Here is a 14,591-nt window from a genome sequence, read left to right as displayed (position 1 = left end):
TTATGCGTCGCCATCGCAAATGAATGCGCATATAACTTTCGAGACGCACGCTGTGTAAGTCAAAGTCAAAGTCAAAGTCAAAGTCAAAGTCAAAGTCAAAGTCAAAGTCAAAGTCAAAGTCAAAGTCAAAGGCGGTCTGCGTCTGTTTTAACAGTTGTAAGCGCATTCATTTGCTATGTCGACGCGCAGTCACCTTTTCACCTTTACGGCGAGTTCCTTTGTCGTGGCGCGCGAGACCGCGCCTCCATTGACGCCAGCCCCCTCCTGGGTAAGGCTAACGCTCCTTTCCCAAGGCAACGAGACCACCCATGCTGATCGATCCCCGTCAGGCCACGCTGCTGGTCGTCGATATCCAGGAAAAACTCATCGGCGCCATGAGCGACCCCGAGGGCACCGCAGCCCGTGCCTGTTGGCTGCTGGCAGCGACCGCCGAGCTGCAACTGCCTACCGTCATCTCCGAGCAATACCCCAAAGGCCTGGGCCACACCCTGGCCGCACTCAAGGCCGCCGCGCCCAGCGCCGAAATCGTCGAAAAACTGCACTTCTCCTGCGTTGCCGCCGAATGCCTGCCAGCCAGCCTGCTGGCCCGTGAGCAGGTGATCGTCTGTGGCATGGAAACCCACGTCTGCGTGTTGCAGACCGTGCTCGGCCTGCTCGCCCTGGGCAAGCAGGTGTTCGTCGTCGAGGACGCCTGCGACAGCCGCAGCGCCGCCAGCAAGGCCGCGGCCCTGGCGCGCATGCGCGATGCCGGCGCCCAGGTAGTGACCCGCGAGATGGTGCTGTTCGAGCTGCTCGGCAGCGCCAGCCACCCGCTGTTCCGCCACATCAGCAAAACCTACCTGGTCGGGGAACAACCCTGAACGGCCGCCTGCTAGTCGCAGGGCTACTGGGCCTGGGCCTGCTCCAGGGCTGCGCCGGGCGCCATGCAGCGACGCAGGAGAGCGATCCGGCCAAGGTCCGTGCCCAGCTCTTGCGCCTGCTGCCGGCCCAGGTCAAGGATCGCGAGGGCTGGGCCACGGATATCCAGGTAGCGTTCCAGGCCCAGGGCATCGCCCCGAGCAAGAGCAACCTGTGCGCGGTGCTGGCCGTGACCGAGCAGGAGTCGACCTTCAACGCCGACCCCCAGGTGCCCAACCTTGGCCGCATCGCCCGCGCGGAAATCGACCGCCGCGCGGCGCGCCTGCATATTCCGAAACTGCTGGTGGACGGTGCCCTGCAAACCCCGTCGAGCAACGGCAAGAGCTACCAGCAACGGCTGCAGGCGGTACGCAGCGAGAAGCAGCTCAGTGCCCTGTACGACGAAGTGATCGGCCGCCTGCCGTTGGGCCGCACGTTGCTTGGCGGGCTCAACCCGGTGCACACAGGCGGGCCGATGCAGGTGAGCATCGACTTTGCCGAGCAGCACACCAAGGGCTACCCCTACGACTACCAAGGAACGGTGCGCCAGGAGGTGTTCAGCCGCCGTGGCGGCCTCTACTTCGGGATCGCCCACCTGCTGGGCTACCCCACTCATTACCCGCGCCAGCTGTACCGCTTCGCCGATTTCAACGCCGGTTGGTACGCCAGCCGCAACGCCGCGTTCCAGGCCGCGCTGAGCCGCGTGAGCGGCGCGCCGCTGGCGCTCGATGGCGACCTGATTGCCCCGGGCGCGATCATGCCCGGCACCACCGAACGGGCCGCGCGCAAGCTCGGGCCGCGGTTGCGGCTGCGCAATCCGCAGATCCGTGCGCAGTTGGAGCAGGAGGGCAGCCTGGATCTGGAACGGACCGAGCTGTATCGCGGCGTGTTCGCCCTGGCCGAGGCCAAGGCCGGCAAGGCGTTGCCGCGCGCGGTATTGCCGGGCATCGAGCTGAAGAGCCCGAAGATCACCCGCAAGCTGACCACGGCGTGGTTTGCCGGCAGGGTGGATGAGCGCTATCAGCGCTGCATGAAGCGTTGAGGGGCATGCCGGGGGGGGTGAAAGGGCGCGATCCCCGCGCCGCCTGGTTCGCCAGCAAGGCTGGCTCCTACAGGAGGTTGAGGCCTGCGCGTACCCTGTAGGAGCCAGCCTTGCTGGCGAATGAGCCGCGCAGCGGCTCAGCCCTGGACAAGGGCCTGGATCACCTGCTCGACGCTGGCCTTGAGCCCGGCCACGGTATCTTCCGGGTCGCTCTCCAGCACCAGCAGCTTGGCCCCCGCCGCGGCGATCACCGCGGCGACCTTGGCCGGCGGCTGGCGATGGTGCAGCACCAGAGCCACGTCCTGGCCCTTTAGGTTGGCGCCCAGCGCATCGAGCGCTGCCTGATCCCATTGTTCGTCGGCCAGCACTGGCTGCTCGACCACATCCAGGTTGAGTCCGCTGGCCAGGTAGCCCAAGCGTTCGGACAGGCTCACCACGCTCAGGTTGTCGACCTCGGCCAGTTGGCCCTGGCTGCTGGCGGTCAACTCCAGCATCTGCCGCTTGAGCCCGGCAAGGTTGGCCTGGATCTTGGCCTTGTCCGTCGGTGCCAGACGCTCGAGGTCGTTGGCCACGACATCGGCCATGCGCCCGAGGTTGCTCGGGTTGAGCCAGGGGTAGCTGGCGAAGGCCTCGTCACCCCTGACCGCGATCCCCGGCAGGGCGCCGTCCACCGGGCGCGCGGCGTCGATCTCGACGATGCGGATATTGCTGCGCCGGGCCATCGGGTACAGCGGGTCGTCGCGCCAGATCGAACGCACGCCGATCACCGCGTCGGCCCGTTGCGCGACCTTGTGCAGGCTGGTGCCGCCTCGGCCGCTGAAATATGACGGCTGGCGACTGGCCGGCAGGTTGGCCGGGGCGGCACGCTCGAGCTGCACCGAGGTGCCAGCGAGCAGGGCGCTGGCCAGGCTGTGGGTCACCGGCAGGGTGGTCAGCACTTGGGTGGCGTTGGCCAGCAGCGGCAAGCCGGCCAGGGCCAGGGCGAAGGTGAGCTTTTTCAGGGTCATGCCGGGTTTCCTTGCAGGCGGGGTACGAGGGCGCGGGCCAGGGCGGCGAGGGCGAAGCAGATCCCGGCGACCAGGATGATCGCCGCGCCCGAGGGCACCGGCAGGTCGAAGACGATCGGCAAGAGGATGCCGAGCAGGGTGCTCAGGGTGGCGATGGCCACCGAGACGAAGAAAAAGCCCTTGAGCGACTGGCTGACCAGCCGCGCCGCCGCCGCCGGGATCACCAGCAGGGCGCCGACCAGGATCGCCCCGATCACCTTCACCGAGGCCACGGTGACCAAGGTCACCAGCACCACGAACAGGTAGTCCAGGGTCTTCACCGCCACCCCGCGCACCGCCGCCAACTGCGGGTTGAAGCTGGCCAGCATGATGCGGTTGTACAGCGGCAGGGCCAGGGCCAGCACCAGCACCGCGACGATGCCCAGCACCAGCAAGTCCTGGGCGCTGACGGTGAGCACCGAACCGAACAGCACGTTCTCGAGGATGTGCACGTTGATCTTGCCGGCCAGCATCAGCAGTAGGCTCGCGCCCAGCGCCAGGGACACCGAGAGGAACACGCCGATCAGGGTGTCCGGCGACAGGCCGGTGCGGTTGCGCAGGAAGTTGAGCAGGATGCCGAACAGCAGGCAGTAGCCGAACAGGCTGCCGTAGGGGCCGGTGTAGGGTTCGCCGAGCAGGATGCCGATGGCCACGCCGGTCAGCGCGGCATGGCCGACCGCCTCGGAGAAGAAGGCGAAGCGCTTGACCACCACCAGGGTGCCCAGGCCGCCCAGCACCGGGCCGATCATCAAGCCGGCGAGCAGGGCGTTGACCACGAAGCCGTAGGCCAGGGCCTCCGGCAGAAAGCCTGCATTGGCCCATTCCTGGACCAGTTGGCGGAAGGATTCGAAACTCATCAGGCAAGGCTCTCGCTGCGCGGGTGAACGGAGAACAGCCCGAGCAGGCGCTCGGGAGTCAGGGCCTCGGCGGGCGGGGCGTCGAACAGCACCTGGCGGTTCAGCCCGGTGACCCGGTCGGCCAGGCGCAGCACCGCTTCCAGGTCGTGCTCGATCCACAGCACGGTGGTGCCGGCCTGGCGCCAGCTGTGCAGCAGTTGTTCGAACACCTGGATACCGGCTTCGTCCAGGGCCGACATCGGCTCGTCCAGCACCAGCAACTGCGGCTCGGGGATCAGGCCCTGGGCCAGCAGCACCCGTTGCCGCTCGCCGCCGGACAGCGCGCCCATGCGCCGCTTGCGCTTGTCGAGCATGCCCACCCGCGCCAGCGCCGTGTCGATCGCCGGGCGGACATTGCGCGACAGGCCGAGGAACGCCGGGCGGCGCTGGCACATGGCGGCCATGAAGTCATCGACCGTCATCGGCAGGCCGCGGTCGAACTCCAGGGCCTGGGGCACATAGCCGATCACCTCGCGCGCGCTCGGCCAGTGCAGGGTCAACTGGCCCTGGTGGGGCATTTGCCCGAGCAGGGTCTTGATCAGCGAGCTCTTGCCGCCGCCGTTCGGGCCGACGATGGCGTGCACGCTGCCGGGGGCGACGTCGAAGCGCACGTTTTGCAGAATGCGCGTACGGCCCAGGGTGAGGTCGATGCCGTCGAACGCGATGCGCGGCCCGTGGGGCACGGCGAGGTTGGCGGCGGCGGTCACGCGCGGTTCTCCTGGATGGCGCGGACCACGGTGTCGAGGTTGCGCTTCATTTCCACCTCGTACTTGTCCTTGGTGTATTCGCCGTAGGAGATGTGGGTCAGCGGATAGATGCGCACGCCGGACTCGCGGTGGATGGTGTCGACGTAGGCCGAGGGGAAGTCCATTTCCGAGAAGATCACCTTCACATCCAGCGCCTTGAGCTGGTCGATGGTTTTCTTCAGCTGCGCCGGGCTCGGCTCGATGCCGTGGGCCGGCTCGACCACCGCGGTGACTTCCAGGCCGAAGTCGCGTACCAGGTAGTCGTAGGCGGCGTGGATGGTGGCCACGCGGAAGGTGGCGTCCGGCGCCTGGGTGACCTTGGCCAGCGCCTCGGCGCGCAGCGCGCGCAGGCGCTTGGCGTAGGCGCGGGCGTTCTGCTGGTAGAGCTTGGCGTTGTCCGGGTCGAGCTTGCCCAGCTCGCGGGCGATGTTGTTGACCTGGGCGATGGTCGCGCTGATCGACAGGAAGGTGTGCGGGTTGACCACCTTGCCGGCGCCGCGGGCGGCGATGCCGGTGGCGGCCAGCAGCGGCACGTTGGCGTTGGACTCGATGGTCTTGATGCCAGGCTTTTCGCTGGCGGCGATCATGCGGTCGGCGAAGTCGTCGTGGCCGACGCCGTTGAGCACGATCACATCCAGCGTGCCGATGCGCTTGATGTCTTCGGCGCGCGGCTCGTAGGCGTGGGGGTTGAAGCCGGCCGGAATCAGCGGCACCACTTCGGCCTTGTCACCGACGATGTTGCTCACGTAGCTGTAGTAGGGGTGCAGGGTGATGCCGATGCGCAGCGGCTTGCCGTCGCCGGCGAACGTCAGGGCGGGCAGGGTGCTGGCCAGAAGCAGCGCCAGGGCGCGGGCGAAGCGGAGCATGGGCGGATCCTTAATGACGGTGTTGGCGGGTGACCCCGGCGTCGTAGTGGGTGACGATCTGCTGCCAGCCGGCGGCGATCAGCGTGTCGTTGTCCAGTGCGTCCGGCGCCATCGCGGCGCTGTCGCGGCGCAGCCAGATGTCGGCCTGGGCATCGGCGGCGACTGGCACGATCACCAGGAAGCTGCCGGCGACCTGCGGATCCTGGGTGCGCCCCAGGTAAGCCCCGTTCTCGAGCCGCGACCACTGGTGGCCGCCGCGACTCTGGCTGCTTGCATCGGCGACGAAGGGTGGCAGGCCTTCTTCGGCCAGGGCCCGTGCATCAGGTGCTTCGCCGCTCTCCTCGCGCAGGGCGCGGATTTCGTCGGCGGCCACCCACAGGTCGGTATGAATGCCTTGCTCGGCGCCGTTGAGGTCACGCCGGGCGTCCAACTGGTGGGCGGCGATGCTCACCTCGTCCTGGCGTTCGCCGCGCAAGCCCACCACGCCGGCCGCCAGCAGCACGATCAGCGCGGCGGCCAGCAACACATAGAGGGTTTCATGCCCGGCGCCGGCCGGGCGCACGACCTGGGCGCGGCTCATGGCGCACCGATGTCGGCGTGGTCGACTTCCACCACATGGCCGGGGCCGGCGTCGAACAGCACATAGAACTCGCCGTCCGGACGCTTGAAGGTCAGGGTCGAGTCGTCGCCGAGCTTGCTCGCCAGCAGCACTTGCTCGTCGTAGCCGATCACGTCCAGGGTCACCCCTGGCGCACCGCTGCCGTCGGAGAAGCCGCCCTTGCAGGTGACCTGCTCGCCGGCTTCGGTGCATTCGCACATCGGGTTGTGCGCCAGCGCCGGGGTGGCGGCCAGGGCCAAGAGGGGCAGGGCGAGCCTGCGCATCAGTTGCTTCATTTCTTGCCTCCTTGTTTGGCGAGCCAGGCTGCGGTGGCCGGCGACGCCTTGGCCAGCGGCACCGAGGCCTGGTACATCTTGCCGTCCCAGCCTTCGATGGTGATCCAGATGTCAGCATCGGGCTGGGTGCGGGGGGGGATGGGCAGCGAGGTACCCATGCGCGCGGGCGCGCCAAAGAAGATCGTGCCTGCCGCGCGCAAGCTGCGTGGCTTGCCGATGCGCAGGTAGATGGCCTTGACGCCTTCGGTGCAGGTCGGGCACAGCGCCGCGTTGAAACTCTTGAAGTGGCCGGCCGGGCCATCGGCACGGGGCGGTTCGTCGAACAGTTCGGCCAGGTCCAGGCTCCAGCGCCCGACCTGGATGCCCTTGATAGGGTTGGCGCCCAGGCCGCTGTCGCCGCGGAACAGGCTGGCGTCGGCGAAGTACTTGGGCATGAACCCCAGGGGGATGAGGATCAGCAGGATATTCAGGTGGAAGCGCCATTTCAGCCACCACTGCTTGAGGCCGCCCTGCGGCACTGCATTTGCCTGGCTCATGGCTGGGCCTCCACGGGTTTTTCACTGGCTGGCTGGCGCACCCGCGCCGGACGCTCGGCACGTTTGAGGGCGGCGGCGGTGGCCTGGGCGGTGCGCTTGCTCCAGATCAGCAGGCCGCTGAACACCATCAGGGTCAATACCAGGCCGAAGAAGAACCAGATCAGCTTGATCGCCAGGCCGCCGAAGTCGCCGGTGTGCAGCGGGCGCATGGATTCGGTGACGAACTCCAGGGCCGAGCGGTCGCCGAGCAGGAACTGGCTGTCGACAGCGCGGGTGTAGGGGTTGACCTCGGCGGTCTGGAACATCAGCGGATACCAGCCGCGTCCGCCCATGCTGTAGTGGCTGTAGGCGGTGGCGGGCAGCGAGATGAAGCTCACGTCCAGGCCCGGGATAGTCGCGGTGGCGATCCGCGCCGCTTCGTCCAGGTCGATGCGCGGCGCCGGGCTGCCGTCGGCGGTCTGTGGCACCTGCTCGCGGGCGATCACCGGCACGATCGGTTCGCTGGAAATGGTCACGTGGTTGTCGCCAAGGATCGCCTGGATCAGGAACCAGGTGCCGGTGATCGAGATCACCGCGATGAACCAGATCGACCAGACTCCCGCCAGACGATGCAGGTCACCCCAGAAGATCCGCGAACCATGGCCGGTGCGCACCGGCTTGAAGAAACCGCGCCAGAATTTCTTGTACACCACCAGCCCGGTGACCAGCGAGGCCAGCATCGGCAGGCCGAGCAGCGACACCAGGTACCAACCCCAGCTGTAGCCGTTGGTGAAGGGCACCAGCCACCAGCCGTGCAGGGCGCGGGTGAAGGCCTCGAAGTCGAAGTCGGGGCGCTGGCCCTGGATGGCGCCGGTGTAGGGGTTCACATAAAGCAGCGAACTGGTGCCGTCGGGGCGGACCACCGAGGCCTGCAGGGCGAAGTGCGAGCCATCCGGCTGACTGAGGAAGCGTACGGCCAGCTCTGGTTCGGCCTTGTGCATGTTCTCGAGCACCTGCTGGAAACTCAGGCGCTCGGCGTCGCCGTCGGGCTTGCTGGCGCGCACATCGGCGTTGGCCAGCCAGACGATTTCCTGGCTGACCACCGCGAGCATGCCGGTGAAGCAGACGATCAGGACGAAAAACCAGATCGGCAGGGCGAGCCAGCTGTGGACCAGGAACCACAGCTTGGAATTGGATTTTTTCGGTTGTCGGGCCATCAGTCGGTCTTCTGCTGGAAAAGTGCGGTCGAGTCTCGGCTCAACCTCGAGGGCTGCACTTAATAAGACGAATGAGAATGAGAAACCTGCGAGGCCAAATGAAAGAAAATGTTTCAGGGGCGGCCGAGGCAGACGCGACGGGTGCTGCGCGGCATTAATTTTTCCCACTTTGTATCCGTTTCGTAGGGATAGCCGGGCACTGCCCGTGGTAACCACTCGTACGGAAGCAACCTGATGAATGCCGAGAAGTCCCTGCAACTGGCCCGCCGTTTCATCGAACTGCCGCTGGAAAAGCGCCGTGTGTTCCTTGAAATGCTGGGCAAGGAAGGCATCGACTTTTCCCAGTTGCCGATCCCGGCCGCGGTGGCGGCGGAGGATCGGGCGGTGCCTTCCTACGCGCAGCGGCGCATGTGGTTCCTGTGGCAGATGGACAGCCAGAGCGGTGCCTACAACCTGCCAATGGCCGTGCGCCTGCGCGGCCCGGTGCAAATCGAGGCATTGCGCCAGGCGTTTGGCGATCTGGTCGCGCGCCACGAAACCCTGCGCACGGTATTCCTTCATCAGGCCGACGACAGCCTGGTCCAGGCGCCGCTGGCGCGCGAGATCGAGGTGGAGACCCTCGACCTGAGCGCGTTGCCCGAAGCCGAACGCGAGGCGCGCGTGCGCGAAGAAGCGACGCTGCAGTCCGAGCATGCCTTCGACCTGGAGCGTGGCCCGTTGCTGCGCGTGCGGCTGGTGCGGCTGGCGGCCGAGGAGCATGTGCTGCTGCTGACCTTGCATCACATCGTCGCCGATGGTTGGTCGATGAGCGTGCTGATCGACGAGTTTCGCCGCTTCTACCTGGCGCGCAGCCAGGGGCGGCAGGCCGATCTGCCGGCGCTGCCGATCCAGTACAGCGACTATGCGCTGTGGCAGCGACGCTGGTTGGAGGCCGGCGAGCAGCAGCGCCAGCTGGACTATTGGCTGGCCCACCTGGGCCAGGAGCACCCGCTGATCGAGCTGCCGGCGGATCGCCCGCGGCCGTTGCTGCCCAGCTATGACGGACGGCGGGTCGAGCTGACCCTCGATGGTGAGCTGGCCGGGCAGCTCAAGGCCCTGGCGCGCCAGCACAACATGACGTTGTTCATGGTGTTGCTGGGAGCCTTTGCCATGCTGTTGCAGCGCTACACCGGGCAGGACGAACTGCGTATCGGCGTGCCTGTCGCCAATCGCAACCGCAACGAGACCGAAGGGCTGATCGGCTTCTTCGTCAATACCCAGGTACTGCGCCTGGCCTTCGATGGCCAGGCCAGCGCCGCGCAGGTACTGGATCAGGTGCGCCAGGCCGCGCTCGGCGCCCAGGCCCACCAGGACCTGCCGTTCGAGCAGTTGGTGGAGGCCTTGCGCCTGGAGCGCAGCCTCAGCCATAACCCGCTGTTCCAGGTGATGTACAACCACCAGGCGGATGTCGCCGATATCACCACGCTGTCGCTCGACGGCGGGCTGAGCCTCGATGTGCTCGACTGGCAGAGCCGCAATACCCAGTTCGACCTGAGCCTGGACACCCATGAAAAGGCCGGCGTGCTGCACGCCACCTTCACCTACGCCACCGACCTGTTCGATGCGCCGCGTATCGAGCGCCTGGCCGGTCACTGGCAGGCGCTGCTCGGTGCCCTGGTCGAGAATGCCGGACGCCGCGTTGGTGACCTGCCGCTGTTGGCCAGCGACGAGCGCCAGCGCTTGCTGGAGCAGTGGGGCAACGCGGCGGTCGAGTACCCCAGCGAGCTGTGTGTTCAGCAACTGTTCGCGCAATGCGTCGAGCGCACGCCGCAAGCGCCGGCGCTGCTGTTCGAGGCGCGGCAACTGAGCTACCGCGAGCTCGATGAGCGTGCCAATCGCCTGGCCCGCCACTTGATCAGCCTGGGCGTAGGCCCCGAGGTGCTGGTGGGGGTGGCGCTGGAGCGCGGCCTGGACATGGTGGTGGCGATCCTGGCCGTGCTCAAGGCCGGTGGCGGCTACGTGCCGTTGGATCCGCAATACCCCCGTGATCGTCTGTTGTGCATGATCGAGGACAGCGGCAGCCGCTTGCTGCTGAGCCAGGCCAGTCTGCGCGAGACCCTGGCGGTGGCCGGTGTGCGCACGGTATGCCTGGACCAGGACCAGGCTTGGGCCGGGCAGGACGCTTCGCCCCTGGCCAATCGCAGCCACCCCGACAACCTGGCCTACGTGATGTTCACCTCGGGCTCCACCGGGCGGCCCAAAGGCGTGGGCATCAGCCACCGCGCCTTGAGCCGGCATGCCCATGTGTCGCTGGCCTTCTTCGGCCTGAGCAGTCGCGACCGGGTGTTGCAGTTCGCCACCTTCAACTTCGACGGCTTCGTCGAGCAGCTCTACCCCGCGTTGATCTGCGGTGCGTCGGTGGTGCTGCGCGGCAACACCATCTGGGACAGCGAGACCTTCTACCAGCAGCTGGTCAGCCAGCGCATCAGCGTGGTCGACCTGACCACCGCCTACTGGAACATGCTGGCCAAGGAGTTCGCTGCCATCGGCCCGCGTGACTACGCCGCGCTGCGCCAGGTGCACAGCGGCGGCGAAGCCATGCCGCCGGAGGGCTTGCTGGCCTGGCGCAAGGCCGGCTTGGGCCATGTGCGTCTGCTCAATACCTATGGCCCGACCGAGGCCACGGTGACCGCCACCACCCTGGACTGCGGCGCCTATGTGCGGGGCGAGCGGGCCATTCCCCTGACCTTGCCCATTGGCCGGGCGCTGCCGGGCCGCCGCCTGTATGTGCTGGACAGCAACGGCGGCCTGGCACCGACCGGCGTCACCGGCGAGCTGGTGATCGGCGGCGAGCTGCTGGCGCGTGGCTACTTTGGCCGCCCGGGCCTTACCGCCGAGCGTTTCCTGCCCGATCCCAACGGCGCGCCGGGCGCGCGTCAATACCGCACGGGCGACCTGGCCCGCTTCAACGACGAGGGCATCCTCGACTACACCGGGCGAATCGACCACCAGGTGAAGATCCGTGGTTTTCGTATCGAGCTGGGTGAGATCGAGGCGCGTCTGCTGGAGCACGAGGGTGTGGGCGATGCCAGTGTCCAGGCGTTGCCGGGCGTCAGTGGGCTGCAGTTGGTGGGCTATGTGGTGCCCGCCGACAGCCGTCTGCTGGACGACCCTGAGGCGGCGGCCCTCGGGCGTGAAGCCTGGCGCGAGGCCTTGCAGGCCTGCCTGCCCGAGTACATGGTGCCGGCGCAGTGGGTGCTGTTGGCCAAGTTGCCGCTCAGCCCCAACGGCAAGCTTGACCGCAAGGCCTTGCCGGCGCCGGATGCACAGCAGCGTCAGCTCGGCGCGGCGCCCCAGGGGCCGGTGGAAAGCAGCATCGCGGCAATCTGGCAGGCACTGCTGAATGTCGAGCAGGTTGGCCGCGACGACAACTTCTTCGAGTTGGGGGGCGATTCGATCGTCTCGATCCAGGTGGTCAGCCGTGCCCGCCAGCTGGGGCTGGGCCTGAGTCCGCGCGACCTGTTCCTGCACCAGACCGTGCGCGGCCTGGCCCAGGCGGCGCGCCAGAGCACAGCGCTGGCGATCGAGCAGGGGCCGCTCAGTGGCCCGCTGAGTCTTTTGCCGATCCAGCTGGATTTCCTGCGCCGCGAGCTGCCGGATGCCCATCACTGGAACCAGGCCGTGCTGCTCAAGAGTACTGCCACGCTGCAGGACGCGCCGCTGCGTGGCGCCTTGCAGGTCTTGTGGCGGCACCATGATGCCTTGCGTGCGCGGGTGCGTCGCGCCGACGCGGGCTGGGCCTGCGAAATGGGTGGCGCCGAGCAGGCCCCCGACGACTTGCTGTGGCAGGTGACAGTCAGCGATGTCGAGGCGCTGCCTGCCCTTTATACCCAAGCCCAGGCCAGCCTGGTGCTGGAGCAGGGGCCGCTGCTGCGTGCGCTGCTGGCGACCTTGCCAGATGGCAGCCAGCGCCTGTTGCTGGCCGTGCACCACCTGGTGGTCGATGGGGTGTCCTGGCGCATCCTCCTGGAAGACCTGCTCAGCGCCTACCAGCAACTGTGCGACGGCCGCCAGCCGCAGTTGCCGGCCAAGACCAGCGCCTTCGCCACCTGGAGCGCCAGGTTGGTCGAGCAGGCCGGCAGCCCTCAGCGCCTGGCCGAATTGCCCTATTGGCAGGCGCAGCTGGCGGCCGTCCGCGACCTGCCGTGCGAGCGCCCGCAGGGCAGCCTGGCCAGCCGTCACGCCCAAGTGTTGCGCAGCCGTTTCGATACGCGCCTGACCCAGCAGTTGCTGCAGCAGGCCAATGCCGCCTATCGTACCGGTGTCAACGACCTGCTGCTGGCGGCGCTGGCCTGTGTGGTGCGCGACTGGAGCGCGCAGGCCGATTGCGTGGTGGCCCTCGAGGGGCATGGCCGCGAAAGCCTGTTCGATGACCTCGATCTGACCCGCACGGTTGGCTGGTTCACCAGCCAGTACCCGCTGCGCCTGAGCGCGGCGGCGTCGCTGGGCGAAACCCTCAAGCAGGTCAAGGAGCAGGTGCGCGGCGTGCCCGGCAAAGGCCTGGGCTATGGCCTGCTGCGCCAGTACGGCGATGACGCGCTGCGGGCATTGCCCGAGCCGCGCATCACCTTCAACTACCTCGGCCAGTTCGACGCCAGTTTCGATGAGCACGCCTTGCTGCGCCCGGCGCTGGAGCCGGCCGGCGCCGAGCAGTCCGAGGACGCGCCGCTGGACAACTGGCTGAGTGTCGAAGGCCAGGTCTATGGCGGCGAGCTGGAGATGCGCTGGACCTTCAGCCAGGCGATGTTCGACAGCGCCACCGTCGAACATCTGGTTGCGGCCTACCAGCGAGCGCTGGGTGATCTGCTCGCCCATTGCTGCGACCCGCAGACCGCTGGGGTCACCCCGTCGGACTTCCCCCTGGCCAACCTCGACCAGGCCAGCCTCGATGGCCTGCCGCTGCCGGCCGCGCTGATCGAGGATATCTATCCGCTGGGCCCCATGCAGCAGGGCATGCTGTTCCACGCCCTGCACACGCCTGGTCAGGGCACTTACATCAACCAGCTGGTGGTGGATATCGACGGGCTCGATGTGCCGCGCTTCCAGGCGGCCTGGCAGGCGCTGATCGATGCCCATCCGGTACTGCGCAGTGGTTTCGTCTGGCAGCAGGCCGGCGTGGCCCCGTTGCAACTGGTGCAGCGCCAGGTGGCGCTGGATTTCGTCGAGCATGACTGGCGCGGCAAGGACACCGCGCAGGCCCTGGACGCATTCGCCGCCCAGGACCGCAAGCACGACTTCGACCTGCAGCGCCCTGGGCTGCTGCGCCTGGCATTGATCCGCACCGGCGAGCAGCGCCACCGCCTGCTGTTCACCCATCATCACATCCTCATGGATGGCTGGAGCTGCGCGCAGCTGTTTGGCCAGGTGCTGCAGGCCTATGCCGGCGAGCCGCCAGTGGTGGTGGGGCGCTTCAGCGATTACGTGCAGTGGCTGGCCGAACGTGATGGCGCGGCGACTGAAGCGTTCTGGCGCGCGCAGTTGGCGCCACTGGACGGCCCGACCCTGTTGCAGCCGCTGCTGGGCGCGTCGTTCGACGACAGCACGGCGCACCGTATTCACCACAGCACCCTGGATGCTGGCCTGTCGCAACGCCTGACACAGTTCGCCCGGCAGCAGAAGATCACCCTCAATACCTTGTTCCAGGGCGCCTGGGCGCTGCTGTTGCAACGCTACAGCGGCAGTGACAGCGTGGTCTTCGGCTGCACCGTGGCCGGCCGCCCCGCCGAACTGGTGGGGATAGAGGAACAGCTGGGGCTGTTCATCAACACCTTGCCGCTGGTGGTCAGTGCCCGTGCGGAACAACCACTCGGGGCCTGGCTGCAAGCCTTGCAAGCCCAAGGGTTGGCCCTGCGCGACCACGAACATACGCCGCTGTATGAGGTGCAGGGCTGGGCCGGGCGCAGTGGCGAGGCGCTGTTCGACAATATCCTGGTATTCGAGAACTTCCCGGTGGCCCAGGCCCTGGCGCAGGGCGCGGTGCCGGGCCTGGTGTTCGGCGAGGTGGCGCAGCACGACCAGACCAGCTATCCGCTGACCCTCGGCGTGACCCTGGGCGAGCAGCTGCAACTGCACTACAACCATGCGCTGGATGCCTTCAGCCCGGCGGCCATTGCCCGGATCGACGGGCATCTGTTGCAACTGCTGACGCAGATCTGTACGTCGGCCGAGCGCCTGCTGGGCGAGTTGACGATTGGTGACGCCCAGGAGCGGGCGCTGTTGAGGGCGCTCAATGACACCGCCGTCGACTACCCGCTGGAGCGCTCGATCCAGCAACTGATCGAAGCCCAGGTGGACCGCACGCCAGAGGCCGAGGCCCTGGTATTCGGCGATACCCGCCTGAGCTACGCCCAGTTGGATGCCCGCGCCAACCAGCTGGCCCGTCACTTGATGGCGCAGGGCGTCGGCCCGGACGTGCTGATCGGGATCGCGGCCC

Annotated in this window: 11 protein-coding genes; 3 read left to right on the top strand and 8 right to left on the bottom strand. The window is 67.4% G+C overall.

Going from position 1 to position 14,591, the window contains the following annotated elements:
- Positions 1-308 precede the first annotated feature (308 nt).
- Positions 309-860: an isochorismatase family protein gene (locus E3U47_RS24325; RefSeq protein WP_134694120.1), complete on the top strand. Its 552-nt coding sequence runs from the start codon at positions 309-311 to the stop codon at positions 858-860.
- On the top strand, positions 857-1,939 hold the full coding sequence (locus tag E3U47_RS24320; protein WP_372239551.1) for a DUF1615 domain-containing protein: 1,083 nt from the start codon (positions 857-859) through the stop codon (positions 1,937-1,939). The genes E3U47_RS24325 and E3U47_RS24320 overlap by 4 nt, the downstream gene beginning before the upstream one ends.
- A 137-nt stretch (positions 1,940-2,076) precedes the next feature.
- On the opposite strand, the gene E3U47_RS24315 is transcribed toward E3U47_RS24320, so the two are convergent.
- From E3U47_RS24315 to E3U47_RS24280, 8 genes are read right to left on the bottom strand one after another with little or no spacing between them, the layout of a single operon-like run.
- The gene (locus tag E3U47_RS24315) at positions 2,077-2,946 is read right to left on the bottom strand and encodes a metal ABC transporter solute-binding protein, Zn/Mn family (RefSeq protein WP_134694118.1); all 870 of its coding nucleotides are present in this window, start codon (positions 2,944-2,946) and stop codon (positions 2,077-2,079) included.
- Complete coding sequence (locus tag E3U47_RS24310; protein WP_134694117.1) at positions 2,943-3,842, bottom strand: metal ABC transporter permease; 900 nt, start codon at positions 3,840-3,842, stop codon at positions 2,943-2,945. The genes E3U47_RS24315 and E3U47_RS24310 overlap by 4 nt, the downstream gene beginning before the upstream one ends.
- A complete protein-coding gene (locus tag E3U47_RS24305) occupies positions 3,842-4,588 on the bottom strand; it encodes a metal ABC transporter ATP-binding protein (RefSeq protein ID WP_134694116.1) in 747 nt (248 codons plus the stop codon). The genes E3U47_RS24310 and E3U47_RS24305 overlap by 1 nt, the downstream gene beginning before the upstream one ends.
- Positions 4,585-5,493, bottom strand: a complete 909-nt coding sequence (locus E3U47_RS24300) for a metal ABC transporter substrate-binding protein (RefSeq protein WP_134694115.1) — start codon at positions 5,491-5,493, stop codon at positions 4,585-4,587. The genes E3U47_RS24305 and E3U47_RS24300 overlap by 4 nt, the downstream gene beginning before the upstream one ends.
- A gap of 10 nt (positions 5,494-5,503) precedes the next feature.
- Positions 5,504-6,073, bottom strand: a complete 570-nt coding sequence (locus E3U47_RS24295; protein ID WP_134694114.1) for a DUF6162 family protein — start codon at positions 6,071-6,073, stop codon at positions 5,504-5,506.
- Positions 6,070-6,387 (bottom strand): hypothetical protein, encoded by a 318-nt coding sequence (locus E3U47_RS24290; RefSeq protein WP_134694113.1) that lies wholly within the window; start codon positions 6,385-6,387, stop codon positions 6,070-6,072. The genes E3U47_RS24295 and E3U47_RS24290 overlap by 4 nt, the downstream gene beginning before the upstream one ends.
- The gene (locus E3U47_RS24285) at positions 6,384-6,923 is read right to left on the bottom strand and encodes a thiamine pyrophosphate-binding protein (protein WP_134694112.1); all 540 of its coding nucleotides are present in this window, start codon (positions 6,921-6,923) and stop codon (positions 6,384-6,386) included. Before E3U47_RS24285 ends, E3U47_RS24290 begins: the two co-directional genes overlap by 4 nt.
- Entirely contained in the window at positions 6,920-8,119 is a 1,200-nt protein-coding gene (locus E3U47_RS24280) for a PepSY domain-containing protein (protein WP_134694111.1), read from the bottom strand. Before E3U47_RS24280 ends, E3U47_RS24285 begins: the two co-directional genes overlap by 4 nt.
- Positions 8,120-8,353: 234 nt before the next feature.
- Here E3U47_RS24280 and E3U47_RS24275 point away from each other — a divergent pair.
- A partial coding sequence (locus tag E3U47_RS24275; protein WP_134694110.1) for a non-ribosomal peptide synthetase occupies positions 8,354-14,591 on the top strand: 6,238 nt, incomplete at its 3' end.

Origin of the sequence: Pseudomonas sp. RIT623, assembly GCF_004519305.1 — a bacterium.
Taxonomy (GTDB): domain Bacteria; phylum Pseudomonadota; class Gammaproteobacteria; order Pseudomonadales; family Pseudomonadaceae; genus Aquipseudomonas.
Note: the sequence above shows the minus strand (reverse complement) of the source record. Positions and strands in the feature narration are given on the sequence as shown.

Excerpts from the sequence above, each read along its gene's own strand:
- E3U47_RS24325 (WP_134694120.1), top strand. The coding sequence starts at position 309 with ATGCTGATCGATCCCCGTCAGGCCACGCTGCTGGTCGTCGATATCCAG.
- E3U47_RS24315 (WP_134694118.1), bottom strand. The coding sequence starts at position 2,946 with ATGACCCTGAAAAAGCTCACCTTCGCCCTGGCCCTGGCCGGCTTGCCG.
- E3U47_RS24310 (WP_134694117.1), bottom strand. The coding sequence starts at position 3,842 with ATGAGTTTCGAATCCTTCCGCCAACTGGTCCAGGAATGGGCCAATGCA.
- E3U47_RS24300 (WP_134694115.1), bottom strand. The coding sequence starts at position 5,493 with ATGCTCCGCTTCGCCCGCGCCCTGGCGCTGCTTCTGGCCAGCACCCTG.
- E3U47_RS24295 (WP_134694114.1), bottom strand. The coding sequence starts at position 6,073 with ATGAGCCGCGCCCAGGTCGTGCGCCCGGCCGGCGCCGGGCATGAAACC.
- E3U47_RS24290 (WP_134694113.1), bottom strand. The coding sequence starts at position 6,387 with ATGAAGCAACTGATGCGCAGGCTCGCCCTGCCCCTCTTGGCCCTGGCC.
- E3U47_RS24285 (WP_134694112.1), bottom strand. The coding sequence starts at position 6,923 with ATGAGCCAGGCAAATGCAGTGCCGCAGGGCGGCCTCAAGCAGTGGTGG.
- E3U47_RS24280 (WP_134694111.1), bottom strand. The coding sequence starts at position 8,119 with ATGGCCCGACAACCGAAAAAATCCAATTCCAAGCTGTGGTTCCTGGTC.